Origin of the sequence: Cystobacter fuscus DSM 2262, from assembly GCF_000335475.2 — a bacterium.
In the GTDB taxonomy this organism is placed as follows: domain Bacteria; phylum Myxococcota; class Myxococcia; order Myxococcales; family Myxococcaceae; genus Cystobacter; species Cystobacter fuscus.
On record NZ_ANAH02000010.1, the window covers coordinates 29,775 to 54,370 of the forward strand.

Here is a 24,596-nt window from a genome sequence, read left to right on the forward strand (position 1 = left end):
TCCCCCCGCTGTCAGCGCCCCTTCTCCCGTTGCACCAGGGGCGTCGAGCGCGCCTGCTCCTGGCGCAGCAGCGCATCGAGCTTCCTCCCCGCGCGCACGGCCTCCCGCCGTGCCTCGCGCATCCGCGCCGAGCCGCGAGGACCGCGCATCCGCTCGATGGTCTCGAGCGCCGTCCGCTCGCGCCGCACCGCGGCCACCCACTCCTCATGCACGAGGCGCAGCGCCTCGTGGGCGCGCTCCATCCTCCGGTGGGCTTCCTCCTGGGCGGACTGCTCCTTGCTCCGCTCCAGCTCCCGGGCCTGACGCTCGGCGAGCTCGCTCAGCGCCCGTTTCTCCGCCGCGTGGGCCTGGACCTGGGCGTCCCGCGCCAGTGTCTCCGCGCCGTGCGCCATCTCCTCGGCCGCCCGTGCCGCCGCGGCCTGGTACTCGGCCTCCGTCCTCGCCTCGCGCAGGAACATCAGCGCCAGCGCCAGGAGCACCAGCCCCAGCACCGCCACGCCCCCCACCAGCAGCGCCCGTTCGCGGCGCAGACGACGCTGCTCGTGGGTGAAGACGGCCTCCAGGAAGTCGCGCTGGAGCGCCGGTAGCACCCCGTGCGCGCGCCGCTGGAAGCGCCGGGCTTCCTCCACCCACTCGCCGCGCCACAACAGGCGCCGATCGCGGCCACCCTCCTGCCACTGCCGGGCCGCCTGGCCCAGGTGCTTCAGGAACGCCGCGTCCTCCTGGCCCTCGTTCAACCAGTGCCGCAGCGTGGGCCAGTCGTGGATGAGCGACTCGTGCACCAGCTCCACCGCCGTGTCCGGCTCGTCCCCCGCGCTGTGCATCACGAGCAGCCGCGCGCGCACCAGGTGCTCGAGGAGCCGCCGCAGCTCCGCCGTGTCGTCCGTCAGCTCGCACAGCTCCTGCACCATCACCAGGGCCCGCGTGCGCTCGGGCGTCACCAGGCGCGTGCTCAACAGCCGCGTCAGCGCCCGCTCCCGGGTGGACAGGCCCGCGAGCACCCGGTCCGCATGGCTCGCGAGCGCGTGGGGGATGCCGCCCATCGCCTCGTGGGCATCCCGCGTCAGCAGCTTGTCGCGCGTGTCCCGGGACTCCCACAGCCAGGTGGCGGCGAACTGCAACAGCGGGAGCGCGCCCGGAGTCGTTTCCAGGTGCGCCAGCAGGTCGTCCACCAGCGAGGGCGTCTCGAACCGGTAGCCCGCCAGCTCCGCCGGCCGCACCAGCGCGTCCCTCAGGCCGTCCCGCGTCGGCGCGCCGAGGAAGAAGATGCCCTGGGCCAGCTCCGCCATGAAGCGCTCGTCCTCGGGCACCCGGTCCAGGAAGTTCGAGCGCACGCAGAGCACCACGCGGATGGGCGAGGTGGCATCGTCCGCGAGGTCCGCCAGGCACGCGGTGAAGGCCGCGCGCTCACGTGCATCCGGCACCCGCGTGTACAGCTCCTCGAATTGATCGACGAAGAGCAGGATCTTCCGGCGCTGGCGCCGGGCCCTGTCGCGCAGCACGCTGCCCACGTAGCCCGGCTCGGCGCGCAGGCGCTCCTCGCGCTGGAATTGCTCCTGGATGTCCTGCTCGATGGACTGGGACGAGCCCACCAGGGGCTCCACCACCTGGGCCAGGGCGGCCAGCGGCGCCGCGCCCGGGCGGAGGGTGAACGTCTCCCACGGGGTACCCGAGCGCTCGAGGGTGGGGAGGAGGCCCGCGCGCACCAGGGACGTCTTTCCCGCGCCGGCGGGGCCCGCCACCGTCACCAGCGGCTGGTAGTGGAGCCGGTGCACGAGCGTGGCGATCTCCCGCGTGCGGCCGAAGAAACGGTCCGCGTCGGCCTCCTGGAAGGGGGCGAGGCCCACGTAGGGGGACGTGTCCGGACGCGGCTCGGGGCGGAAGCGCTTGGGGAGGAAGGGCTCCAGGGCGCGCAGCAGGATTCCCGCGTCGGGACAGCGCTGGTCCCTGGACTTGAGCAGGCAGCGATCCACGGCGGCGGCCAGCTCGCGCGGCAGCCCCGGGGCGAGCGTGCGCAGCGGGGGCATGCGCAGGTCGAGCCGGGCCGTCACCGCCAGCTCCGGACCCCGGAGCGGGCCCAGGGGGTGCTGGCCGACGAGCAGCTCGAAGAGGATGATGCCCACGGCCCAGATGTCCGTGAGGTGATCCACCGGGCCGCCCTGGCCCCACTGCTCCGGGGACAGGTACTCCAGGGTGCGGGGCAGCGTGCCCCGGCTCGTGAGATCCTTCCCGTCGTCATCGAGCAGCCCGCCGGAGAGCGCCTCCTGGGCGGTGTCCCCCCAGGGCTCGCCCGTCTGGAACACCCGGGCGATGCCGAGGTCGAGCACCTTGATGCCGCCCGAGTCCGTGACGACGATGTTGTCCGGGGTGAGCGCGTGGTGGACGAGGCCCTGCTCGTGCGCGCACGCCAGGGCCCTGATCACCGGCACCATCAGCTCGATGGCGCGCACCGAGGGCAGCCGTTGCCCCTGGGAATGCTCCCGCAGGGACTGGCCCTGGAGGTGCTCCAACACCAGGAAGGGGCCGTCCTCGTACTGGCCGGCCTCGTGGAGGGTGGCGATGTTCTCGTGGGCGCAGCGCGCGGCGGCGCGGGCCTCGGTGAGGATGCGTTGGGTGAAGCCGTCGTCCCGGGTAGGCAGCAGCTTGAGGGTCACGCGGCGCCCCAGCCGTGTGTCGCGCGCGAGGAAGCTCTGGCCCAGGCCGTGGCCGCTCAGCTCGCGGATGAGTTCGTAGTGCTGGAGGCGCAGCCCGGGTTGGACGGACGAGGGGATCGTCGAGGGGGCCGGTGTCATCGGCCACCAGGATGCGCACGAGGGGCCGCCACGCCCACGGGGACCGGGGTACGGGGTGGGTGTCGAGCAGTCAGCGTCTCTGGAGCAGGGCCCGGGCGGCCTCGCGTCCGGGGCGCAGGCTGTCCTGGACCGCCTCCCCGAGCCGGACGCCCAGCGCTTCCAGGAGCACGGTGAAGCGCTCCTGGCCCGCGCGGCGCACGGCGCGGGTGGTGCCCGCCAGGCTCGCGGAGGAGATGAGCGCGCCGGCTCCCGCCAGCAGCGCGAGCAGGGCCCCCGCGTTGAGGAAGTAGTCCACGCCCAGCAGGGGGCCCTCGACATAGGCGCGCACCACGCGGTAGCCCACATGGCCGAGGAGCGCGAGCAGGGGCAGGTTGATGAGCGGTAGCACCAACCAGCGCGCGGTGCGCCACCAGCCGGCCACCGCCTCGGCCACCGCGGTGGTGACGGTGTAGCGCCAGGCGCTCGCGCGCGCGGACTTCAGCTCCGCGAGCAGCGTCTCCACGTCGGGCAGGCCGAGGGACTCGGGAGTCAGTCCGCCCGCGTGCGCGAGGGCGCGGGCCTGGGTCAGCGAGGCGCGGGCGGCGGCCTCCACGGCGAAGTCGTCCTCGAAGGGCTCCACCACCGCCGTCTCCGCCGCGCGCGCGCGCGCGCGCTCCCGGACGGCGTCCAGCACGGTGGAGGTGGCCGCCACTGCCAGGCCCACGGGCAGGCTGCGCCGCGCCACCAGCGTCGCCGCGCCGAGGCCCCCCACGCCCACCGACGACAGCCGCATGCCCCAGGCCGCCGGGCCCCAGAAGCGTCCCGCCGCCTGTCCGCGCACCTCCGTGGCGAGGTGGCCTTGCGCGAGCAGCAGCCTCGCGCCGAAGTCCTCCTTCAACCCCGTGGCGGCCCGGCCGAGCCCCTCCTGGAGCGCCGAGCGCGTCCGCGCGAGCGTGTCCTCCGTCTCCTTCAGCGCGCCCTCCACCCGCGAGGAGAGCTCCGCCAGGGCGCCCTCGGCGTTGGTGCGCCGCACCCGCTCGGCCACCGCCCGCGTGGCGAGCGACTGGAGGTGGAAGAGCAGGGCGCCGAACTCGCCGGACGGGTCCTCCCCCCGCTGCGCGGCGCGGCCGCTGATGGCGAAGACGGGCACGGACTCCGCTTCCATTCCGTAGCGCTCCACGGCGAGCCGGCGCGCCTGGGACTTGAGGGCCTCGCGCGACTCGGCCGACAGCTCATCCGCGAAGTTGACGAGGAACACGAGCGCGCGGCGCCGGGCGAACTCCGCGAGGAACTCGGCCTGGGTGGCCTCGGCCACGCTGCCCCGGTGCATCACCACCAGCGCCACGTCCGCGCGCTCCAGGGCGGCGCGCGCCACCTCGCGGTGCACGGTGGCCACGCTGTTGAGGTCCGGCGTGTCGATGAACACCTGGCCGCTCCACAACCCGCGCGGGCCCGGGGTGTAGCGCACCACCCGCGCGCCCACCCCGGCGAGCTCCTCCAGGGCGAGCGACTCGGGGGCGAACACGGTGGCGGCGGTGCTCGTGGGCCGGTCCTCCCCCTCGCGCGCGAGGGCCTGTCCGGCCAGGGCGTTGAGCAGGGTGGACTTGCCCGCGCCGGTGGCGCCCACCAGGGCCACGGTGAGGGGGGCGTCGCGCCGCTCGAGGCCGCGCGCGTAGTCCTGGCGCAGCCGCTCCAGGCGGGCGGCATGGGGGGCGAGGGCGGGCAGGGTGCTCGCGGCGGAGAGCAGGCGCTCGAGGTGCTCGGGGTCGGGCAGGGAGGTGTCCACGCGCCCAGCCTCGCCAAGGCGGGCGTCCCTGCCCAGCCCGGAGTGAGGCGGGGCCCGCGCTGACGTTGCGCGTCATGCACTCCGTGCTCCAAGCAACTCCGAAACCCGTCTGTCCGGTGGCGGGCGCGGAACACGGACCCTAGGCTGCGCGCCTCGCCTCGGTCCCCCCAAGGGGGTTCACGCACCATGGATGTTCAGGACATCAAGAAGGACGCCGCTCCCCGGAAGGTTCACCAGCACCTGTATGTCCAGGTCCTGGTGGCCATCTCGGTCGGAGCGCTGCTCGGCCACTTCTACCCGGCGCTCGGCGCGTCCATGAAGCCGCTGGGGGATGGCTTCATCAACCTGGTGAAGATGGTCATCTCCCCCATCATCTTCCTGACGGTGACCACGGGCATCGCGGGCTCGCAGGACTTGAGCAAGGTGGGCCGCATCGCCCTCAAGGCGTTCGCGTACTTCCTCACCTTCTCCACGCTCGCGCTGGTGGTGGGCATGGTCATCGCGCACGTGGTGCAGCCGGGCGCGGGGATGAACATCGATCCGGCCTCGCTCAACGTGGGCCAGGTGTCCTCCTACACCGCCAAGGCCCATGAGCAGAGCGTCACCGGCTTCCTGCTCAACATCATCCCCAAGACGGTGGTGAGCGCCTTCGCCGAGGGGGAGATCCTCCAGGTGTTGTTCGTCGCCATCCTGTTCGGCGTCTCCCTGGCGATGGTGGGGGAGCGGGGCCGGCTGGTGCTGGAGCTGCTCCAGTCGCTCAGCAGCGTGTTCTTCCGGCTGGTGAGCATCCTCATGAAGGCGGCGCCCGTGGGTGCCTTCGGCGCGTTCGCCTTCACCATCGGCAAGTATGGGATTGCCTCCATCTACAACCTGGCCAAGCTGGTGCTCACCTTCTACATCACCTCGCTCGTCTTCGTGCTCGGGGTGCTGGGGCTGGTGGCGTTCTTCAACGGCTTCAACATCCTGAAGCTCATCCGCTACCTCAAGGCGGAGCTGCTGCTCGTGCTCGGCACCAGCTCGTCCGAGTCCGCCCTGCCCAACCTCATCGACAAGATGGAACGCGCGGGGTGCGCCAAGCCCGTCGTGGGCCTGGTGGTGCCCACGGGCTACTCCTTCAACCTCGACGGGACGAACATCTACATGACGCTGGCGGCGCTGTTCATCGCCCAGGCGACCAACACGCACCTGTCCCTGTCCCAGCAGGTGCTGCTGCTGCTGGTGGCCATGCTCAGCTCCAAGGGCGCGGCGGGCGTCACCGGCGCGGGCTTCATCACGCTCGCGGCGACGCTGTCCGTGGTGCCCGACGTGCCCGTGGCGGGCATGACGCTCATCCTCGGCGTGGACCGCTTCATGTCCGAGTGCCGCTCGCTGACGAACTTCATCGGCAACGCCGTGGCCACGGTGGTGGTGTCGCGCTGGGAGGGGGCGCTCGACCGCGAGGCCTTCCAGACGGCGATGAACACCCCGCCCAAGGACTGAGCCCGCTTCAGACGGGCTTTTCCTGCTCGTCCTTGTCGAAGAGCTGCTCCAGCTCCTTGCGCGCCTGGGCCGCCATGGCCTTGAGCTTCTGGTCGTCGCCCTGGTGCTCGTACGTCGAGCGCAACAGCTCCTCGTCATGCGCGCGGAAGCGCTCCACGGTGTCCTTGCTCTGGGAGAAGGACAGCCCGAGCGCCTGGAGCACGTCCTCCGTCATCTCGAGACTGCCCGCGAAGGTCTCGCGCATGACGTGGGTGACGCCCGCGCCGAGCAGCCGGTAGGCATGTTGGCGGTTGCGGGCGCGCGCGAAGAGGGTGAGGTGGGGGAAGTGCTGGCGCACCGTCTCCGCCGTGCGCACCGAGGCCTCCACGTCATCAATGGCCAGCACGAAGACGCGCGCCTTGTGTGCGCGCGCGGCCCGGAGCAGATCCAACCGCGACGCATCGCCATAGTGGATGAAGGTGTTGCCGAACTTCTTGAGGAAGTCGATGTGCTCGGCGTCGATGTCCAGGGCGGTGAAGCCGATGCGCCGGGCGCGCAGCACGCGCGCCACCACCTGTCCCACGCGTCCGAGCCCCGCGATGATGACGGGCTGGTCCTCCTCGGGTGACACGTCGAAGGCGCGCGTGTTCGCGCGGCGCAGACGGGGGCGCAGGGCCTTGTCGTAGAGCATGAGCAGCACGGGGGTGACGGCCATGGACAGGCTCACCACCACCACGAGCAGCTCCGCCAGCTCGCGCTCCATCACCTGGAAGCCCACCGCGAGGCTGAACAGGACGAAGGCGAACTCGCCCCCCTGGGAGATGCAGATGGCGAGGCTCAGCGAGGGCGCGGTGTCGTGGAAGACGCGCCGGCCCAGCGCGAAGAGCACCAGGGCCTTGAGCAGCACCAGCCCGAGCACCAACCCTCCCACGAGCAGGGGCGAGCGCACCAGCAGCCCCAGGTTCACCGACATGCCCACGGCGATGAAGAAGAGTCCGAGCAGCAGACCCTTGAAGGGCTCGATGTCCGCTTCCAGCTCGTGGCGGAACTCCGAGTCGGCGAGCAGCACGCCCGCGAGGAAGGCGCCGAGCGCCATGGACAGTCCCACCTGGCTCACCAGCAGCGCGGTGCCCACCACCACGAGCAGCGCCGTGGCGGTGAAGAGCTCCTGGGTATGGGTGGCGGCCACGCGGCGCAACACGGGCCGCAGCACGTAGCGGCCCCCGAGGACGACGGCGGCCAACACGCCCACCACCTGCACGGCATGCAGCCATCCGGAGGCGCCCGGGGCCCGGGGCTCCGGGGCCTCGCCGAGGAAGGGCAAGAGCGCCAGCAGGGGGATGACGGCCAGGTCCTGGAACAGCAGGATGCCGAAGGCGGCCTGTCCATGGTCCGTGGTCAGCTCGTTCTTCTCCGCCAGCAATTGCAGGGCGAAGGCGGTGGAGGACAGGCTCAGCCCGAGCCCGGCGATGAGCGCGGTGGGCAGTGGCAGCCCGAGCCCCCAGCCCACCGCCGCGAGCAGCGCGCCCGTGCCCACCACCTGCGCTCCGCCCAGGCCGAACACCGAGCGGCGCAACTCCCACAGGCGCGCGGGCCGCAATTCCAGTCCGATGAGAAAGAGCAACAGCACCACGCCCAGCTCCGAGAAATGGAGAATGCTCTCCACGTCGGAGACGAGCTTGATGCCCCAGGGTCCGATGACGAGTCCCGCCGCCAGGTAGCCCAGCACCGAGCCCAATCCGAGCCGCTTGAAGAGAGGGACGAACACCACCGCGGCGGTCAGGAAGATCAAGGCCTGATGCAGGAAGGACATTGCCTCGCTTCATGTCACGCGGCCGGGAAGCCGGGCAATGGGGTGGGATCCGCCGGCCCTCTCTTGTTTTTGTCTGGATTTCCCGTTAGGTGACGACGCACCGCGGCACCAGCGGGCATGGGGCGCGCTGGCGCCGCACGGAGAGGCCAGTTCTTTGAACCTTCATCTCGAGTCCAAACAGGCGCGTGTCCTCGTGGCGACGCTGCTGCTGGGCGCGTGCATGTGGATGCCGCGCGCCGAGGCACAGCAAAACACATCCGTGCTGACCGGCACGGTGGTGGATGCCAGCAACAAGCAACCCGTTGCCGACGTGGTGGTCACCGCGACCTCTCCCAGCCTCCAGGGAGAACAGGTCGTCGTCACCGACAAGACGGGTCTCTACCTCATTCCGCAACTGCCTCCGGGTGTGTACACCCTGCGCTTCGACAGCGAGGGCTTCCAGCCCTACTCGCGCACGGACATCACCCTGCGCCTCAACCGCACCATCCGCCTCAACGCGGAGCTGCTGCCGGACAACTTCTCCACGGTGGTGGAGGTGTCGGGCACGCCGCCCTCGGTGGACGTGGGCTCGGCGCGCACGGGCGTGAGCGTGGACTCGGAGCTCATCAACCGGCTGGCCACGGTGCGCCCCGGCAGCAAGGGCTCCGCGTCGCGCTCCTTCGAGAGCCTCGCCGAGTTCGCCCCGGGCTCCAGCACGGACTCCTATGGCGTGTCGCTCAATGGCACCAGCTCGCCGGAGAACGGCTTCCAGGTGGATGGCCTCTCCACGAACAACCCCGCGCTCGGCACGCTGGGCTCGCCCCTGTCGGTCGAGTTCATCCAGGAGGTGAACGTCATCACCGGCGGGTTCATGCCGGAGTTCGGCCGCTCCACGGGTGGCGTGATGACGGCCGTCACCAAGTCCGGCTCCAATGAATTCCATGGCTCGGTGTTCGGCAACCTCACCCCGGGCGTTTTCGAGGGCACGCCCACGCGCGTGGCGGCCGAGGGCAGCGTCATCACCACGACGCAGCGGCTGTGGAACCTGGGAGACTTTGGCGCCACCCTGGGCGGCCCCATCGTCCAGGACAAGCTGTGGTTCTTCGCGGGCGTGGCGCCGTCCTTCACCCGCCGCGCGCTCAATCGCAACCTCAACGTCTTCGTGCTCGGCGAGGATGGCAAGCCGGTGAAGAACGCCGAGGGCTTCTCCCAGACGGAGCCCATTCCCGGCACCTTCCAGCGCTACTTCGCCGATCAGCGCTCGGTGCAGTACATCGGCAAGCTCACCTGGCAGGTGCATCCCGACCACGGGCTCACCCTGTCGGTGACGGGAACGCCGAGCGGCTCGGGAGGCAACGGCCGCTTCGGCTACAACCTGGACAGCGGGCTCGTGGAGACGGATGGCCCCTCCGGCAACATCATCAACGGCAGCTACGACACGCTCGCTCACATCTACACGCAGGACACGCGCGACATCGCGCTGAAGCTGTCCTCGTCCTTCCTGGACAAGCGCGTGCTCCTGGATGCCAACGTGGGCTGGCACCATCAGCGTGACACCACGCTGCCGGTGGATGGCAGTGGCATTGGCCAGACCACGGGCCTGTCGGGCATCCCCCAGTTCGACATGCGCCGCACCGGCACCAACACCGCGCCGAGCTACCACTCCATCAACGACTTCGAGACGCTGCCGGACCCCTCCGTGTGTGACCCCGCGGGCACGACCAACGCCGTGCGCTGCCCCGTGTCGCGCTACTTCCTGGGCGGCCCCGGCTTCCTGCTGGACCGCTCGGTGGAGCGCTATCAGGCCAACGCCGTGGGCACCCTGCTGCTCACCGCGCTCGGCCACCACGTCATCAAGGCGGGCGCCGACGTGGAGGTGATGACGAACCAGGACGAGCGCGCCTACTCGGGCGGCGTGCTCTACAACGAGTCGAACGACGGCTCGAGCTTCTCGGACTTCCGCTCCTTCGGCTACCTCCGGGGTCCGGACCAGCCGGTCGTCCAGCCGAGCGTGCCCACCTTCACGCGCGCCGACGCCCTGGGCGTCTTCCTGCAGGACAGCTGGAGCATCCTGGACCGGGTCACCCTCAACGCGGGCCTGCGCTACGACACCCAGACCATCTATGGCAACGGGGGCAACGTGGCCTTCGCGCTGCCCAACCAGGTGTCTCCGCGCGTGGGGCTCATCTATGACTTCACCCGCACGGGCCGCTCCAAGCTGTTCGCCACCTACGCGCGCTACTACCAGAACGGCGTGCTGGCGATGATCAACTCCCAGTTCTCCAACGTGACGCGCCTGACCGCCACGCGCAGCCGTACTCCCACGGCGAGGGGAGGCCCCGGGTGCGATCCGCTCACCCAGGCCGCGCCGTACTCGGAGTGCCGCGACCCGAACAACCTGTCGACGGTGTCGGGCGCGCCGTCCACCGCGGTGACGCGCTACAACGGGCAGACCTTCGCCATCAACAGCCCGGTGGACCCCGAGCTGCGGCCCCAGTCCTCGGACGAAATCACCCTGGGCGGTGAGTACGAGGTGCTCCCGCGCGCGACGCTGGGCGTCAGCTACGTGCGGCGCACGATGAACGACGTCATCGAGGACATGTCCATCAACGAGGCGACCAACTACTTCATCGGCAACCCGGGCCGGGGCATCGGCGCCGCGTTCCCCGAGGCCATTCGCGACTACGACGCGGTGTCCGTCTACCTCACCAAGGCGTTCGCGGACCTGTGGCTCGCGCAGGCCAGCTACACCTGGTCCTCTCTGCGCGGCAACTACCCGGGCCTCTACCGCCCGGACAACGGCCAGCTCGCGCCCAACGTCACCTCGGAGTTCGACCTGGTCTCCATGACGCAGAACAAGGTGGGCCCGCTCGCCTCGGACCGCACCCACAACCTCAAGCTGTTCGGCTCGCGCGAGTTCCTCCTGTCGAACAGCTCGAGCCTGGACGTGGGCCTGTCGTACCGCGCCCAGTCGGGCACGCCGCTCAACGTGACGGGCTCGCAGTACATCTACGGCCCGGGCTTCACGTACATCCTGCCGCGCGGCAGCGGTGGCCGGCTGCCCTGGGTGCACAACGTGGATGCGCACGTGGGCTTCAACTACAAGCTCGGTCGGGGCCTCACTGGCACCATCACCCTGGACGCCTTCAACCTGTTCAACTTCCAGGCCGTCACGAACCAGGATCAGAACTACACCTTCGACAACGTCGAGGCGATCACGAATGGCTCGCCCCTGGCGGAGCTGAAGAACCGCTCGGGCCAGCCGGCGACCCTCAATCCCAACTACGGCAAGCCCCTTTCCTACCAGCCTCCGCGCAGCGTCCGCATCGGCGCGCGCGTGGCGTTCTGAGTCCGGAGCCAGACATCATGAAGACACAACGACTCCTCGCCACCTGGATGTTCTCCGCTGGATGCGTGGCCCTGTTGGGCGCCTGTGACACCGGACAGCCCGCGCCCCAGTGCACCGTGGGCCGTGGCGACCACGCCGTGCGCTATGTGTTGAAGACGGGCTCGGGCACCTGCGCCCAGAAGAAGGCGGAGATCGTGGGGGCGCAGGCCTTCCGCATCCCCAACTCCGGCACCCCGCCCACCGTCTACTTCAACGCCGCCTCCCTGGTGACGGGCACCCCCGGTGCGCCGGTGGCGACGTCGGCCTCGGGGCCGTTCACCACCGAGTATCCGTCCGACGACAACGTCTGCACCGTGCCGGAGATGAGCGAGGCGCGGCAGGTGGTGGACGGCGTGGAGCGCGTCTACCGGTGGAGCAACGTGCGCGTTCAGGGCCGGGCGGCCATTCCCGGCACGCAGTGGGTGGCGGACCTGGTCTACTCGGAAGGGGATTGCACGGCCTCGTACGAGGCGGTGGGCGTGTTCCCCGCCATCAAGTGCGAAGCGGGCACGCCCCCCGTGCGCGATGAGAGCCTCTGCCGGGCGGTGCGGCAGGGCTCGACGTTGGATCCGGCGTTCCCCATCTATTGCGAGCAGACCACCAACCTGTGCGTGTTGGACGGTCTGCCGCCGGCCCTGACGTCGGCGCCTTGAGCTGAACTCGAGCTGAAGGGGAGGCCCGCGGGGTGGCTCGCGGGCCTTCTTCGTTTCAGGCCCCGGCGGGGGCGGGGAACTCGGAGTCCTCGCTCAGGGCCTGGCGCAGCGCGGCCGCTCCGTCCTGGAGGATGGGGCGGCCGTGGGCGAAGCAGAGCACCTCCACCGGCAGGTGCTCGAGGATGCGCCGCACGCTCGCGCGGGTGCGCGCCGGGTCGTCCTGGTACTGGCTGTCGACGAAGCGGGGCGTGCCCTCCTCGTCATGGGTGAGCAGGTCGGAGAGGAAGACGATTCCCCGGGGCCGCTCCAGCCAGAGGGTGAACATGACCTCGGCGGGGCCGGGCGTGTGGTAGGCCACGAGACCTCCGGGGAGGTTGTCCCCGTTGGTGTAGCTGGCATCGGGCGAGTCCTCCAGGCCATGGGCGTTCACCGGGGCCCAGACCGGAGCGCCAAAGGTCTTGCGCAGGGACCACGCCGCGCGCTGGTGGTTGCCCGCGGTGAGCACGATGGCCTCCACCCGGCCCAGGGCGCTCAGGGCGTCCGCGGCGATGGGGAGGGGATCGATGAGGGTGACGGCGCCGTCCTCGGCGACCACGGCGTAGGCGTCGCTGTGCACGCCGCCGATCCGGTCATCCTCGACACTCCAGCGGTGGATTCCGGGAACCACCTGCTCGGTCCGCCTGGCTCGTTTCTTGGGCTGGCTCATGGGGAGAAGCTAGGCACCCGCGCGCGCAGTGGAGTCCGGCTCGGCCGCCTGGGCCCTTCGGGAGCGGGGGACTCGCGAGGGTGGCACCGGGGAGCGCCGCTCCCAGGTTTGGTGGAGGACGGAGGAGGCCCCCATGCGTGCTGTCAGTCCCCGTGATGCCCAGGTGTTCTGCCGGATGCTCGGCTCCCTGCCCCTCTGGGAGGGGCGGCGGCGCCCGCGGGCGCGTGGGGGAGGGGTGCTGGCGCGGTTCGTGGAGCGGTCCGTGGCGCCGCCCCAGCACCGCCGCGTGAGGCAGGCGTTCCTGGTGGCCCTGGGGGGCATCTACTTCATCGCCTTCACCTCCCTGGGCCGGCAGGTGTTGGGGCTGCATGGCTCGCGGGGCATCCTGCCCGTGAAGGATCTGCTCGGCTCGCCCCGGCTGGTCGCCTTGGGCCGCGAGCGCTACCTGAAGGCGCCCACGGTGTTCTGGCGGGATGCGTCCGACGCGGCCCTGGTGCGGGGCATTCGCGCCGGGCAGGCTCTGTCCCTGGCGGTGATGCTGGGCGTGGCGCCCCAGGCGTCGCTGGTGGGGCTGTGGGCGCTCTACCTGTCCTACGTGTCCGTGGGGCGGGAGTTCCTCTCCTTCCAGTGGGACGCGCTGTTGCTGGAGATGGGGCTGCTGGCGGTGCTGACCGCTCCGGCGGGGTTGAGGCCGGGGGCGGGGCTCCGGGAGCCCACCGCCCTGGAGGTGTTCGCGTGGCGGATGCTCGTCTTCCGCCTCTACCTGGGCTCGGGGCTGTCGAAGATTCAGTCGGGTGACCGGACGTGGCGGGAGCTCACCGCGTGCGACGTGTATTACGAGACGGCGCCGCTGCCCACGCGGGGCGGGTGGGCCGCGCACCAGCTGCCCCGCCGGGTCCAGCGCTATTCCACCCTGTCCGTGCTGGCGTTGGAGACGGTGTTTCCCTTCCTCGTCTTCGCCCCGAGGCCGCTGCGGCTGCTGACCTTCTGGCTCCTGGCGGGGTTGCAGGGCGTCATCCTGATGACGGGCAACTACGGCTTCTTCAACGTGCAGTCGCTGGCCCTGGGCCTGTGGCTGCTGGACGACGCGGCCCTGGGGCGGGTGCTGCCCGAGCCCCCGCCCGCCCGGCCTCGGGCCCTCTGGCGCACGGCGGTGGGGGCGCTGTGCGTGGCGCCGCCGCTCGCCCTGGGCGCGCTCGACGTCCTGGGCCGCTTCGACCGCCCGCGCCGGGTGCCGGACTGGCTCGCGTGGCTGGAGCGGCGGGCGCGTCCCCTGCGCGCGGTGAATGGGTATGGGCTCTTCGCGGTGATGACGGTGCGGCGGCCGGAGATTTCCCTGGAGGGCTCCGAGGATGGGCGGACGTGGCGCGAGTACCCCTTTCGCTACAAGGTGGGCGCGCTGGAGGAGGCGCCCCGGTGGGTGGCGCCGCACCAGCCCCGCCTGGACTGGCAGATGTGGTTCGCGGCGCTGGGTTCACCGCCTGCCTGGTTGCTCGCACTGGTAGTGAGGCTTTTGGAGGGCGCTCCCGAGGTGGAAGGGCTCTTCGCGGGCAACCCCTTTCCGGGACAGCCCCCGCGCTTCATTCGAGCGGTGCTCTACGATTACCGGATGACGGATCGGGAGACCCGGCGGCGTACGGGCGCGTGGTGGACGCGGGAGCACACCGGCCTCTATCTGCCTCCGGTGAGCCTGGCCCCGCCGGGGGCCACCTACCGCCTGGCGTGGGCCGCGGAGGCGTGAACCGCGGAACTTTCCTCCGCGCATGAAGGGAGGCTCGCTCGAGCGAGCAGAGAGAGGGGGGAGGGCTTGCAAAGAATGGCGTGATGGGCGTAACGAAATACAATCCCTTTCGCCGCCGTTCGACACGTCGTCTTGACGACCGCCCGCCCCCCTGCCCCCGTGAATCGCTCGATGTCCGCTCGCTCCCTGCTCTTGCTGTCTTCTCTCGTGTTGGGGGGCTGCCGCTCCGCTCCGGCGACCCTGTCCCTCGCCATGCCGGAGAGCCGCCCGCTCCACAAGCAGGGCGAGTCCGTCGTGCTCGAGGCCATCGCGCTCGATGCAACGGGCAAGCCGGTGGAGGACGCGGACCTGCGCTGGGTGAGCTCGGCACCGGAGGTGGCCTCGGTGGTGGACGGGGTGGTGGTGGCGCGCAAGTCCGGGCGGGCGACCATCGCCGCGGCGGCCGGCAAGGTGCGCGCCTCGGTGGAGGTGCAGGTGTCCATTCCCAGCCAGCTCGACATCCGGGTGGCGGGAGCGGACTTCCTCCTGGCGGGCAACTCCATCGCCATCTCCGCCGTGGTGAAGAACGAGCTGGGCAAGCCCCTGGTGGACGTGCCGCCCCAGTGGGAGTCGAGTGACGAGACGGTGGCGCGGGTGGAGAACGGGCGGCTCATCGGCGTGTCTCCGGGCCATGCCACCATCACCGTGACGGTGCCGCCGCTCAGCCGCCGCCTGCCGGTTCAGGTGGTGCGCTCGGACTTCGCGCGCATGGAGGTGGAGCCCACCCACGTCATCTTCGCCAAGCCCGGGCAGACGCAGCAGATGCGCGCCCGGACGTTCAACAACCGGAGCATCGCGCTGAGCGACGTGCCCGTCACCTGGTACAGCTCGGACTGGTCGGTGGCGACGGTGTCCTCCACGGGGCAGGTGACGGCGGTGGGGCCCGGGCGCACGGTGGTGACGGCCACCGCCGGTCGGCGCAAGGCCGCGGCCGAGGTCGTCTTCGAGGTCAAGACGGCCAGCCGCTAGTCCTCTCCCCGTGAGGGCCCGCCCCGGGTCGTCCCGGGCGGAGTCCCCGGGGAGTGCCTTCCCCCTCGAGCCTTCCTTTCCCGCTGCCTCGAAGTGGCCCGTGCGTGGAGCCCCTCGTCACCGAGGGGCGGCCCCGGGCTCCGAGGGGCCTGCGTCCTGCCTCCTCAACGCGCGCCCTGGGGCGCGGAGCGCTTGCCGCCCTTCTTCGTCGGGGGCACCTGCCAGCCCGCGGCGGGATCCGGCGGACAGGGGGGGAGGGCTGCCCCCTCCGCGGGCGGGAGGATGGTGAATTCCACCCGGCGGTTGAGGGCCATGTTGGCCTCGGAGTCATTGGCGGTGAGGGGGCGGCTGCGGCCGAAGCCCGCCGAGCACACCCGCTCCACGGCGATGCCGCTGTCGAGCAGGAAGTTCTGCACGCTCACGGCGCGGCGGCGCGACAGGTCGTAGTTGTAGGCGTCGTTGGCGCGGGCGTCGGTGTGGGCCTCGACGAGCACGCGCTGGATTTCCTCGTGCGCGAGCAGCTCCTGGGCCACCTCCTCGAGGATGGGGAAGGACTCGGGGAGGATGACGTCCTGGTCGGTGGCGAAGTGGACCTGGTCGAGGATGACGATCTTGTTGCCCTCGATGCGCGCGAGCGGGCAGCCGTTGCGGCCCCGCGGGCCCGCGGCGAGCACGGGGCAGGGGTCGAGCCGGTCCACCACGGCGTCGCCGTCGCGGTCGGTGTCGGGGCAGCCGCCGTTCTCCACGGGGCCGGGGGCGTTGGGGCAGCGGTCGCCCTCGCCGATGACGGAGTCGCCGTCGGGATCCACGGGAGGAGGCGGGGGAAGGGGTGGCTCCGGGGGCTCCTTGAAGCGCTGGATGGCCTCCCACTCCCGGGTCTTCGCGGGCACCCAGATGATGGAGGTGAAGAGGCGCAGGGTGGGGGAGGTGGGAGAGCAGCCGCAGCCGCCGCCTCCACCGACGGTGAAGGTGAGGCCGAGGCCGGTGTACCAGCGCAGGCCGAAGAGGAGCTCGGTGGGCAGGGCCTGCGGCTGGTTGAGCAGCTTCTCCAGGGCAGTGCTGCCGGTGAGCATGCCCATGGCGGTGATGCCGTTGGCGCGCAGGATGGGGACCTCGGCGCCGAGCCCGAAGGTGAGCGAGTTGCCCCAGAGGGTGTCGGCGAACTGGCGGGCGGGCCGCAGCCAGAATCCGGCGTTGAAGGCCAGGAGGACGCCCGACTCGAAGCGGTAGTCCGTCACCAGGCCGGGAGACCAGGTGACGGAGCCATCACTGGCGAACGCGTCCTGGAGGCCGGTGGGCAGACTCATGCCGAGGGTGAGGGCGCCGCCGAAGCCGTTGCCCTCGGCGGAGCGGCGCAGGCTGGGGATGGCGACCTTGGCGGTGAGGCGCAGGTCCGCGGGGGTGAAGGACTGGATGAAGCCCTCGGTGCCGATGGCCTCCAGGTTGTCCGAGCCCTGGAAGAGGACGAGGGGCATGTCCACGCCGACCTCGACCCAGTTGTACAGGCCCACGGAGGCCATGACATCCAGTTGGAGGCGGTTGCCCACGAGGCTGACGGACTTGGAGTTGGTGCCCGCGGCGACGAGCACCAGCGGATCCAACATGAAGTTGAGGTAGGCGCCGCCGGAGATGGAGAGGTGGGACAGGGGCCGCGATTGTCCGACGCCGACCAGGTCCTGGGGTGCTCCCGAGGGGCGGAAGGCCTGGACGTCGAAGCGTGCGTCCTGGGCCGAGGCGATGCGGGTGAGCAGGAGGACGAGCAGGAGGGGCGCGAGACGGCTCATGCGGCGCCCCGGGCGCGCCGCATGAGCAGGGCGGCCGCGATGAGCAGCAGGGCGAGGCCGCTGGGGGGCGTTTCGCCGGTGGCGCCGCAGCAGGGAGCGCCGCCCTGGGTTTCGGTGCCGGGCTTGCGCCGGCCGCGCTCACACTCGAGGGTGACGGCCGAGCAGTACTCGACCCCGAGGCAGTCGTTGCTCGTCTTGCAGGAGCTGGTGCACTGGTTGGTGGCGGTGTCGCAGGTGCCGCCGCAGGGGCAGTGGGCGTCGACGAAGCACTCGACGCAGGAGTCGCCATTGCAGAGGGCGCCCTCGGCGCAGGTCACCGAGCACGTGGGAGTGGAGCAGGTGCGCGAGACGGGGTCGCAGGTGCCGCCGGGGCCGCAGTGGGAGTCCTCGGTGCAGCCGACGCAGGAACTGCCAGCGGAGGTGCCGTCGGTGAGGCAGATGGGGGTCTCCGAGGGGCAGGCCTCGCAGCGCGAGCCGCAGCGGTTGTTGGTGGTGCAGGAGGCGCACTCCCCGCTGAGGCAGAACTTGCCGTCACCGCACTCGAGGTCCGTGCGGCAGGTGACGCAGACCTGTCCGTCGAGGCAGTAGGGGCGATCCGTGGGGCACTTGGCGCACTGGGAGCCGCAGCGCTCCGAGGTGTTGCACTCGGGGACCTGCGCGACGCAGCGGCCATTGGCGGTGTCGCAGCGCTTGCCGTCGGAGCACTGGGTGTCGTTGGTGCACTCGACGCAGGAGGGGGGCGCACCGGGGGTGGGCGACGCGCACTGGAGACCGTCCGGGCAGCAGTTGCAGGAGGTGCCCGCGCAGCTGTCGTTGGTGGAGCAGGCCTGGCAGGTGTTGTTGGTGCAGGACTGGCCGCGGCCGCAGTGCTCGTCGGTGATGCACTCACGGCACTCGTGCTGCTCGGTATCGCAGTGCTGACCGCTGGGGCACTGCGCGTCGGTGTTGCAGCCACCGCACTGGTTGGTGAGCGGGTCACAGCGGAGGCCGTTGCACTGGGAGTCATCCGTGCACTGGCCGCAGGTGAAGGTCCCGTTGCGATTGACGCACAGGGGCGTGTTTCCGCCACAGGGAGAGCAACTCGGACCACAGAAGAAGGCCGAGTCACAGGGGGCGCAGAGGGCCGCTCCGTTGCAGTAGTAGCTGGGGTCGCAGCCGTTGTTGCCCGAGGTGTTCGCGTACTGGCGGTTGCACTGCTGGCACTTGTTGGGGTCCTGCGGGTAGGACGGGCGCCCGGTCTCCGTCTGGTAGAGCGAGACGGGCGAGACGAGAGCGAAGCCCGCGTCCTTCAGTTTGACGACGGGGGATTGATTCGCCGGACGTTCGAAGTCGGAGAAGGTTCCCACGAACACCGACATTTCCAACGCGGCGTGCTCCGTGACCTCCGTGTAGAGGATCTCCACGGCGTAGAGGCCGTCCTTCAGGAAGGTCACGCTGTTGGTGGTGCGCCAGGTGGGCGCTCCGAGCTGCGGGGGCCGGTTGATGACCCGATAGGCCTGGGACTGTTTGTCGTAGATGGTGAAGGCGACCGCGTCGTCGGCGTAGAAGCCGAAATGAACCGGCAGACCCACCATGGCCGAGGTGACGTGGAAGTAACCGCGGAGCCGGGTCGCGAATGAGGTGTAGGTGTCGTTGACGATGAAGTCACAACCGCCGCTGCGGCACCCAGGGGCGGCGTTCTCGAAGTCGCCGTAACTCAGCCTCAACCCGGAGTCGTTGTTGTTCGACAGATCGAACAACGTCCGGAGCACCAAGCTGACGCGCGCGTTCGGATTGGCGGCGTCCGGCGGGGTGTCCAGGAAGGTGTTCACCCCGAAGTTGAAGGCGGAGTTACTCGTGGGGAAGTCCGCGGCCGGATTCGTCGACACCCGTGACGCGGCGCACAAGCCAGTTCCGTCTTGAGCGGGCGACGGGGCGACGGGTTCGCCGGTGATGACCACCGTGGGGAGCTGCTCGGCGTGGGCCTCGACGCCCACAGCCACCAGCAGCATCACCACCAAGGCGGCCATTCTTCGTATGTGGTCCACGAGCACGGGGCGCAGAATTCCCCGGCCAACCTCCCCGGTCAAGCAATGCCCCGGGGTTCACTGTAGGAGGGGGCACGGAAGCCTGCCCGGCATACGATCCCACCTGACACTCGTGGACGCTCTACTCCTTCTTGAGGGCCACCGCGAGCCGCCCCAGAAGCTTGATCTGCCCGGAGTCCAACTGGCGCAGCACCCTGAGCACTGCCCTCACCTCGGGCTTCTCGCCCTGCTCGTTGGGTGGCTCGCTCAGCTTGAGCGCTCCGTCGGGACCCGATAGCCCCAGCAACTCGTCCGCGGAGATCCGCAGCGCCCGGCACAGCCTCAACAACGTCGGCACGCTCGGCACCATGCCGCCGCGCTCGATTCGTCCGTACACCTCCGTCACCAGGTCCACCATCTCCGCTACATCCGCCTGGGTGAGTTGCGCACGCAGACGGGCCGAACGCGCGGCCTCTCCAATCGTCTTCGCCAGTTTCTTATCCATACCTGAACCCACCCTACAGTGTAGGCACGGCGGAATACGACGCATCAGGTTGTTGGAACAGGACTGCAAAGGTCACTTCCGCGACCCTATTTCCGAAGTCACCCCGAACCCCCTCGCCCACCCCCACTTCGCTGTCCCCAACCTGCTTCTCCACTCCGCACCGAGCCAGATTCCAACCCATGTACGACGAACTCCCACCCACCTCGTGGTCCGCGTGTCGCGGTGAACTACATCATGCGGGAGGGGTCTGACACGACTGCTCTTGTGAGGGAGATTCGCGAGGTTGTCTCGGACAGGGTTTTCGCGGTGCGCTCCCACCCGGCCACCTGGGTGTCCAGGGAGCCCAGGAGCGGCGCGAAGAAGCGCTGTTCCAGGGCCTGGGCGAGGAGGGCGCCATGGGAGTCGGCCCAGCGCTGGGTGACGCGCTCGCGCAGGTCCGCGCCCAGCAGGTCCACGAAACGCTCCAGCAGCGGGGTGGACAGGAGCGTGCCGGCCCAGATGACCGCGTCGTGGCCGAGGCCCCCCGTGGCCACCGTCACCGCGGCGGCGGCGCCCGAGGGCACCGAGTAGACGAGCGTGGCGAGCGTCTGCAGCAACTCCTCGCGCGCGCCGCCGTGGAGCTCCTGGGCCACCAGTCCACGGCAGAAGCCGTACAGGCCCTCACGTTCCTCGGGTCGCGAGTGGAGCCCCTCGACGCCCAACGGCTCCTCCAGGCGCGCGAGGGTCGCGGGACCAAAGGCCTGGGCGAGCAGCTCGCGCGTGGCGGCCTCTCCCCGCCAGGCGGCCACCTCCGGGGCGAAGCCCTCCACCAGCCGGCGCACGCCATCGCGCAGGGTGTCCTCGGTCGCCTGCGGCACCGGGGCGGCGGTGGGCTCGGGGCCGGTGAACGAGCGGCGCACCTGGCGCGAGAGGAACGTGAGGGCCGTGGCCAGGCCCCGGAAGGGCAGGCGCACGTAGCGGTGGAAGGCACTGCGCGCGTCGAGCTCGTCACGGAAGGCCTCCACCAGCACATCCGCCGGCACCGCCTTGAGCGCCGCGGCCCGGCCCACTCCGAGCAGCTCGTGGCGCAGCCGCTGCCGCAACCGTTCGGGCTCCCGCGCGGCCCGGGTGGAGGCCTCGGCCAGCCGCTCCATGTCCGCGCGCGCGTCCCGGAGCGAGGCCTCCAGGGCGCGGGCCTTGAGGGCGCGGGTGTGCTCGGGCTCTCCCAGGAGCGAGGACAGCGGGGGGCCGCCGTCGAGCGGGTGCGTCGCGAGCGGCTTCTCGCCGGCCTCCACCTCGGGTTGGTGGGGCGCGAGGTAGCGCGCCAGGGCGGGGTGGCCCACGTCCTCGGCCAGCTTCTCCAGGTGGCCCCGGGCCGTCTCCTCGCGAGTGGCCTCGTTGTAGACGAGGAGATAGGGGTGCCCGTGGCCCACCGCCGTGCGCAGGAAGTCCACCAGGGCGGCGTTCTGGTACGTCTGCCGGCTGACGACGAAGACGAGCACGTCCACGGTGACCAGCAGGGCCTCGGCGCGCTCGCGGTTGTCGCGGTAGACGCTGTCGAAGTCCGGCGTGTCCATCACCACGAGGCCTCGGGGCACGGCGTCGGCGAGGACGAGATAGAGCCGTCCCGCCGGCCCGGGTTGATCCACCGGGGCCGTCTCGCCCGGCGCCACGAGGACGATGTCGTAGCGGCGCGTGAGGAAGTCCCGGAGCGAGCCCGTCCAGGTGTCCGGGTGGGCGGCGGCGAGGCACTGCTTGGTGAGGCCACCCTCGGGCCGGGCCGGGGACAGGGGCGTGCCCACCAGTGCGTTGAAGAGCGTGGACTTGCCCACGTTGTTCGGTCCGGCGATGGCCACGAGCAGGAGGGGCGCGTCCGTGCCTCCCAGCCGGGGCAGCAGGTCGCGCCTCAGGCGCTCATGGAGGCGGCGGGCGGTGTCCGCGTCGCCCTCTTCGACGAAGTGATCGGGGGAGGGGAGGAGGGCGAGGGCGGACTCGAGCGCGGTGCGCAGGGGGGCGAGGTCGTTCATCCAGTTCCCGGAGGACAGCACGCGCTGGGCGGGATGCCCATGGAAAGCGGTGCGGGGGGACTACTCTCCCGTACCCTCCTTGAAACGGTCGAGCTTGCGATAGAGCGTCTTGCGGTCCAGGCCGAGAATCTGTGCCGCGAGTGACTTGTTGCCCTTCACCTCCTCCATGACGCGCAGGATGTAGCGGCGCTCGACCTCCTCCAGCGTGGTCAGCTCGGAGGGGTCCAGGCTCGCCACCACCACCTGCGAGGCGCGGTAGGCGCGGATCTTCTCCGGCAGGTCGTCCACGGCGAGACGCTCGGTGAGGGTGACGGCCACGGCGCGCTCGATGCAGTTGCGCAGCTCGCGCACGTTGCCGGGCCAGCTGTAGCTCATCAACCGCTCGGCCACGGCCTCGCCGAGGCCCGTCACGCGCTTGTTCGCGCGCGCGGCGAAGTGCTCGATGAAGTGCTGGGCCAGCAGCAGGCAGTCGCCGCCGCGCGCGCGCAGGGGCGGCAGCTCCAACTGCACGACGTTGAGGCGGTAGTAGAGGTCCTCGCGGAAGCGCTGCTCCTCCACCATGCCCTCGAGGTCCCGGTGGGTGGCGGCCACCACGCGCACGTCGAAGGGCACCTCGTGGTTGCCGCCCACCGGACGCACCCGGCGCTCCTGGAGGGCGCGCAGCAGCTTGGGCTGGAGTCCCAGGGGCATCTCCCCCACCTCGTCGAGCAGGAGCGTGCCCCCGTGCGCCTGGGCGAAGAGGCCCGCGCGGGCCGTCTTGGCGTCGGTGAAGGCGCCCTTGGCGTGACCGAACAGCTCGCTCTCCAGCAGCGCCTCGGGCATGGCCGCGCAGTTGACGGCCACGAAGGGGCCCGAGGCGCGTCGGCTCTTGTCGTGCAGTGCCCGCGCCACCAGCTCCTTGCCCGTACCGCTCTCGCCGTGAATGATGATGGTGGTGTCCGAGTCCGCGACACGGGTGAGGAGATCGTACACCTTGAGCATCGGCGGGCTGGAGCCGAGCAGGCCGCCCAGGCTCTGCGACTCGGTGACCACCTTCTTCAGCCGGACCACCTCGCCCTTGAGCTGGGAGTGCTGCACGGCGCGCGTGAGGGTGTGCACCAGTGCGTCCATCTCCACGGGCTTGGTGATGAAGTCGTAGGCGCCGGCGCGGATGGCGGCCACGGCCGTCTCCATGCTGCCAAAGGCCGTCACCACCACCACGGGGAGATCTGGCAGGTTGGCCACCACGCGCTCGCACAACTGCGTGCCGCTCATTCCCTTCATGTTCAGGTCCGTGAGCACCACGTCGAAGGGCTGCTCCATCACCAGGGGCACGGCCGCTTCCGGCTGGGTCACGGAGGTGACGGAGAAGCCGCGGCGGGTGAGGCGCGTCTGCAGCAGCTCCACCATGCTCGGGTCGTCATCGACAAGGAGGACTCGGCCGCTCATTAGGTCCCTCATGGGGGCGGGAAGAGAGTGAAGCGGGTCCCCTCGCCGGTGGGTTGCGCACATGCAGCCTACCACCGGGCTCGCGGGGGATGGTCACGCGTTGCCCTCCAAGGTGGGCACGAGGAGCGGCGGGTGAGAGGGAAGCGGCCCCTCTGCTTTCTCCCTCGCTCGGCTCCAGGCTAGGGTGCCGGGCCCATGAGACTGCCCATCTTCTGTTTGCTCGCCGTGGGGGTATGGGGGTGCGCCACGGAGCGAGGCGCGTCCGTGTCCGAGTCGCCCGCCGCGCACGCCTCAGCCGCCCTGCCGTTCATCGAGAATGATTATCCACGCGCCCTCGCGGAGGCCCGGGCGCGAGGTCTGCCCCTGTTCGTCGATACCTGGGCTCCGTGGTGTCACACCTGCCGCTCGATGCGTGCCTATGTCTTCACGGACGCGGCGCTCGCGCGGCATGCGGGCCGCTTCGTCTGGCTCGAGGTGGACACGGACCTGCCCTCCAGCGCGGCCTTCCTGGAGAAGTACCCCGTGGAGTTCTGGCCCACCTTCTTCATCCTCGATCCCAAGGAGGAGAAGGCGCTGGTGCGCTTCGCGGGCAGCGCCACCGTGGCGCAGTTGGAGAAGCTCTTCGAGGACGGGGAGCGCGCGTACCGGGGCGAGGCCCAGGGGCCCGAGGCCCTGCTCGCTCGAGGCGACGCGCTCTATGGCGAGGGCAAATCGGCCGAGGCGGCGGATGTGCTCGCCCAGGCGCTCGCCGAGGCCCCCGCGGACTGGTCCCGTCGTGGGCGCGCGTTGGAGTCGCTCCTCGTCGCGCAGCACGGGGCGAAACGTCATGAGGCGTGCGCGCGCGCGGCGCTGGCGGAATTGCCCCGGGTGCCTCCGTCGGCCTCGTGGGCGAATGCCGCGGGCCTGGGCCTGTCGTGTGCCCTCCAGGTGCCGCCGGAGACTCCGGGTGCCAAGGAGCTGATCGCCGCGCTGGAGGAGAAGGGGCGTCAGGCGCTGTCTCCGGACCTCGCGATGCCGGTGGATGACCGCTCAGGGGTGTACGAGCTGCTCGTCGAGGCGCGCAAGCACGCGGGGGATGAGGCCGGGGCGAAGGCGCTCGCCGGACAGTGGCTGTCGTTCCTCGAGGGCGAGGCCGCCCGCGCGCCCACGCCCGATGCGCGCTCCGTGTTCGACTCGCACCGCATGTCGGCGGCGTTGGTGCTGGGCGAGCCGATGCGCGCGGTGCCGGCCATCGAGCAGAGCGAGCGGGATCTCCCCAACGACTACAACCCGCCCGCGCGCCTGGCCAACCTCTACCGGCGGCTGAACCGGCTGGACGACGCGCTGGCCGCCAGCACCCGGGCCCTGGCGAAGGTGCAGGGAGGCCGGCGGCTGCGGGTGCTCTCGGAGCGGGCGGAGATCCACCTCGCCCGGGGAGAGCGCGACGAGGCGGCCCGCACGCTGGAGGACGCGCTCGCCTATGCGAAGTCGCTCTCCGCGGTGCAGGCCTCGCCGCGCACGGTGGCCTCGCTGGAGAAGAAGCTGGCGGAGGTGAAGGGGCAGCGCGCGCCGTAGTCGCCGCCCT

General features: G+C 70.8%; 15 protein-coding genes. 6 read left to right on the forward strand and 9 right to left on the reverse strand.

Features of this window, described 5'->3' with window-relative positions:
- Nucleotides 1-11: 11 nt before the first annotated feature.
- Nucleotides 12-2,792, reverse strand: coding sequence for a serine/threonine-protein kinase (locus D187_RS18490; RefSeq protein WP_002621890.1), 2,781 nt, complete (start codon nt 2,790-2,792; stop codon nt 12-14).
- A 70-nt stretch (nt 2,793-2,862) separates the two neighbouring features.
- Nucleotides 2,863-4,557, reverse strand: a complete 1,695-nt coding sequence (locus tag D187_RS18495) for a GTPase (protein WP_002621891.1) — start codon at nt 4,555-4,557, stop codon at nt 2,863-2,865.
- A gap of 186 nt (nt 4,558-4,743) precedes the next feature.
- On the opposite strand from D187_RS18495, the gene D187_RS18500 reads away from it, so the two are divergent.
- Entirely contained in the window at nt 4,744-6,036 is a 1,293-nt protein-coding gene (locus D187_RS18500) for a dicarboxylate/amino acid:cation symporter (RefSeq protein ID WP_002621892.1), read from the forward strand.
- Nucleotides 6,037-6,043: 7 nt separating this feature from the next.
- Here the strand turns inward: D187_RS18500 and D187_RS18505 are convergent, their stop codons facing one another.
- Entirely contained in the window at nt 6,044-7,828 is a 1,785-nt protein-coding gene (locus D187_RS18505; RefSeq protein ID WP_002621893.1) for a monovalent cation:proton antiporter-2 (CPA2) family protein, read from the reverse strand.
- A 154-nt stretch (nt 7,829-7,982) separates the two neighbouring features.
- On the opposite strand from D187_RS18505, the gene D187_RS18510 reads away from it, so the two are divergent.
- Complete coding sequence (locus D187_RS18510; protein ID WP_002621894.1) at nt 7,983-11,156, forward strand: TonB-dependent receptor; 3,174 nt, start codon at nt 7,983-7,985, stop codon at nt 11,154-11,156.
- A 17-nt stretch (nt 11,157-11,173) separates the two neighbouring features.
- Nucleotides 11,174-11,848, forward strand: coding sequence for a hypothetical protein (locus D187_RS18515; RefSeq protein ID WP_002621895.1), 675 nt, complete (start codon nt 11,174-11,176; stop codon nt 11,846-11,848).
- A 55-nt stretch (nt 11,849-11,903) separates the two neighbouring features.
- On the opposite strand, the gene D187_RS18520 is transcribed toward D187_RS18515, so the two are convergent.
- Nucleotides 11,904-12,554: an MBL fold metallo-hydrolase gene (locus D187_RS18520; RefSeq protein WP_043430535.1), complete on the reverse strand. Its 651-nt coding sequence runs from the start codon at nt 12,552-12,554 to the stop codon at nt 11,904-11,906.
- Nucleotides 12,555-12,687: 133 nt separating this feature from the next.
- Between D187_RS18520 and D187_RS18525 the strand changes: the two genes are divergently transcribed.
- On the forward strand, nt 12,688-14,295 hold the full coding sequence (locus D187_RS18525) for a lipase maturation factor family protein (RefSeq protein ID WP_020918122.1): 1,608 nt from the start codon (nt 12,688-12,690) through the stop codon (nt 14,293-14,295).
- 171 nt (nt 14,296-14,466) lie between these two features.
- Nucleotides 14,467-15,303, forward strand: a complete 837-nt coding sequence (locus D187_RS18530) for an Ig-like domain-containing protein (RefSeq protein WP_002621899.1) — start codon at nt 14,467-14,469, stop codon at nt 15,301-15,303.
- Nucleotides 15,304-15,467: 164 nt separating this feature from the next.
- Here D187_RS18530 and traB read toward each other — a convergent pair whose 3' ends face one another.
- From traB to D187_RS18555, 5 genes are all read right to left on the reverse strand, one after another.
- The gene (gene traB, locus D187_RS18535; protein WP_002621900.1) at nt 15,468-17,087 is read right to left on the reverse strand and encodes an outer membrane exchange protein TraB; all 1,620 of its coding nucleotides are present in this window, start codon (nt 17,085-17,087) and stop codon (nt 15,468-15,470) included.
- Nucleotides 17,084-19,096 (reverse strand): outer membrane exchange protein TraA, encoded by a 2,013-nt coding sequence (traA, locus tag D187_RS18540; protein WP_043430537.1) that lies wholly within the window; start codon nt 19,094-19,096, stop codon nt 17,084-17,086. The genes traB and traA overlap by 4 nt, the downstream gene beginning before the upstream one ends.
- A gap of 139 nt (nt 19,097-19,235) precedes the next feature.
- Nucleotides 19,236-19,598 (reverse strand): helix-turn-helix domain-containing protein, encoded by a 363-nt coding sequence (locus D187_RS18545; protein WP_002621902.1) that lies wholly within the window; start codon nt 19,596-19,598, stop codon nt 19,236-19,238.
- A gap of 227 nt (nt 19,599-19,825) precedes the next feature.
- Nucleotides 19,826-21,604 carry a GTPase gene (locus D187_RS18550; RefSeq protein ID WP_043430539.1) on the reverse strand — a complete coding sequence of 593 codons (1,779 nt, stop codon included), beginning with the start codon at nt 21,602-21,604 and terminating at the stop codon, nt 19,826-19,828.
- Nucleotides 21,605-21,664: 60 nt separating this feature from the next.
- Nucleotides 21,665-23,032 carry a sigma-54-dependent transcriptional regulator gene (locus D187_RS18555; protein ID WP_002621904.1) on the reverse strand — a complete coding sequence of 456 codons (1,368 nt, stop codon included), beginning with the start codon at nt 23,030-23,032 and terminating at the stop codon, nt 21,665-21,667.
- Between the two features lie 195 nt (nt 23,033-23,227).
- Between D187_RS18555 and D187_RS18560 the strand changes: the two genes are divergently transcribed.
- Nucleotides 23,228-24,586 carry a thioredoxin family protein gene (locus D187_RS18560; protein ID WP_043430541.1) on the forward strand — a complete coding sequence of 453 codons (1,359 nt, stop codon included), beginning with the start codon at nt 23,228-23,230 and terminating at the stop codon, nt 24,584-24,586.
- Nucleotides 24,587-24,596 lie beyond the last annotated feature (10 nt).

Excerpts from the sequence above, each read along its gene's own strand:
- D187_RS18520 (WP_043430535.1), bottom strand. The coding sequence starts at position 12,554 with ATGAGCCAGCCCAAGAAACGAGCCAGGCGGACCGAGCAGGTGGTTCCC.
- D187_RS18500 (WP_002621892.1), top strand. The coding sequence starts at position 4,744 with ATGGATGTTCAGGACATCAAGAAGGACGCCGCTCCCCGGAAGGTTCAC.
- traA (WP_043430537.1), bottom strand. The coding sequence starts at position 19,096 with ATGGCCGCCTTGGTGGTGATGCTGCTGGTGGCTGTGGGCGTCGAGGCC.
- D187_RS18550 (WP_043430539.1), bottom strand. The coding sequence starts at position 21,604 with ATGAACGACCTCGCCCCCCTGCGCACCGCGCTCGAGTCCGCCCTCGCC.
- D187_RS18530 (WP_002621899.1), top strand. The coding sequence starts at position 14,467 with ATGTCCGCTCGCTCCCTGCTCTTGCTGTCTTCTCTCGTGTTGGGGGGC.
- D187_RS18545 (WP_002621902.1), bottom strand. The coding sequence starts at position 19,598 with ATGGATAAGAAACTGGCGAAGACGATTGGAGAGGCCGCGCGTTCGGCC.
- D187_RS18525 (WP_020918122.1), top strand. The coding sequence starts at position 12,688 with ATGCGTGCTGTCAGTCCCCGTGATGCCCAGGTGTTCTGCCGGATGCTC.
- D187_RS18555 (WP_002621904.1), bottom strand. The coding sequence starts at position 23,032 with ATGAGCGGCCGAGTCCTCCTTGTCGATGACGACCCGAGCATGGTGGAG.
- D187_RS18515 (WP_002621895.1), top strand. The coding sequence starts at position 11,174 with ATGAAGACACAACGACTCCTCGCCACCTGGATGTTCTCCGCTGGATGC.
- D187_RS18505 (WP_002621893.1), bottom strand. The coding sequence starts at position 7,828 with ATGTCCTTCCTGCATCAGGCCTTGATCTTCCTGACCGCCGCGGTGGTG.
- D187_RS18560 (WP_043430541.1), top strand. The coding sequence starts at position 23,228 with ATGAGACTGCCCATCTTCTGTTTGCTCGCCGTGGGGGTATGGGGGTGC.
- traB (WP_002621900.1), bottom strand. The coding sequence starts at position 17,087 with ATGAGCCGTCTCGCGCCCCTCCTGCTCGTCCTCCTGCTCACCCGCATC.
- D187_RS18490 (WP_002621890.1), bottom strand. The coding sequence starts at position 2,792 with ATGACACCGGCCCCCTCGACGATCCCCTCGTCCGTCCAACCCGGGCTG.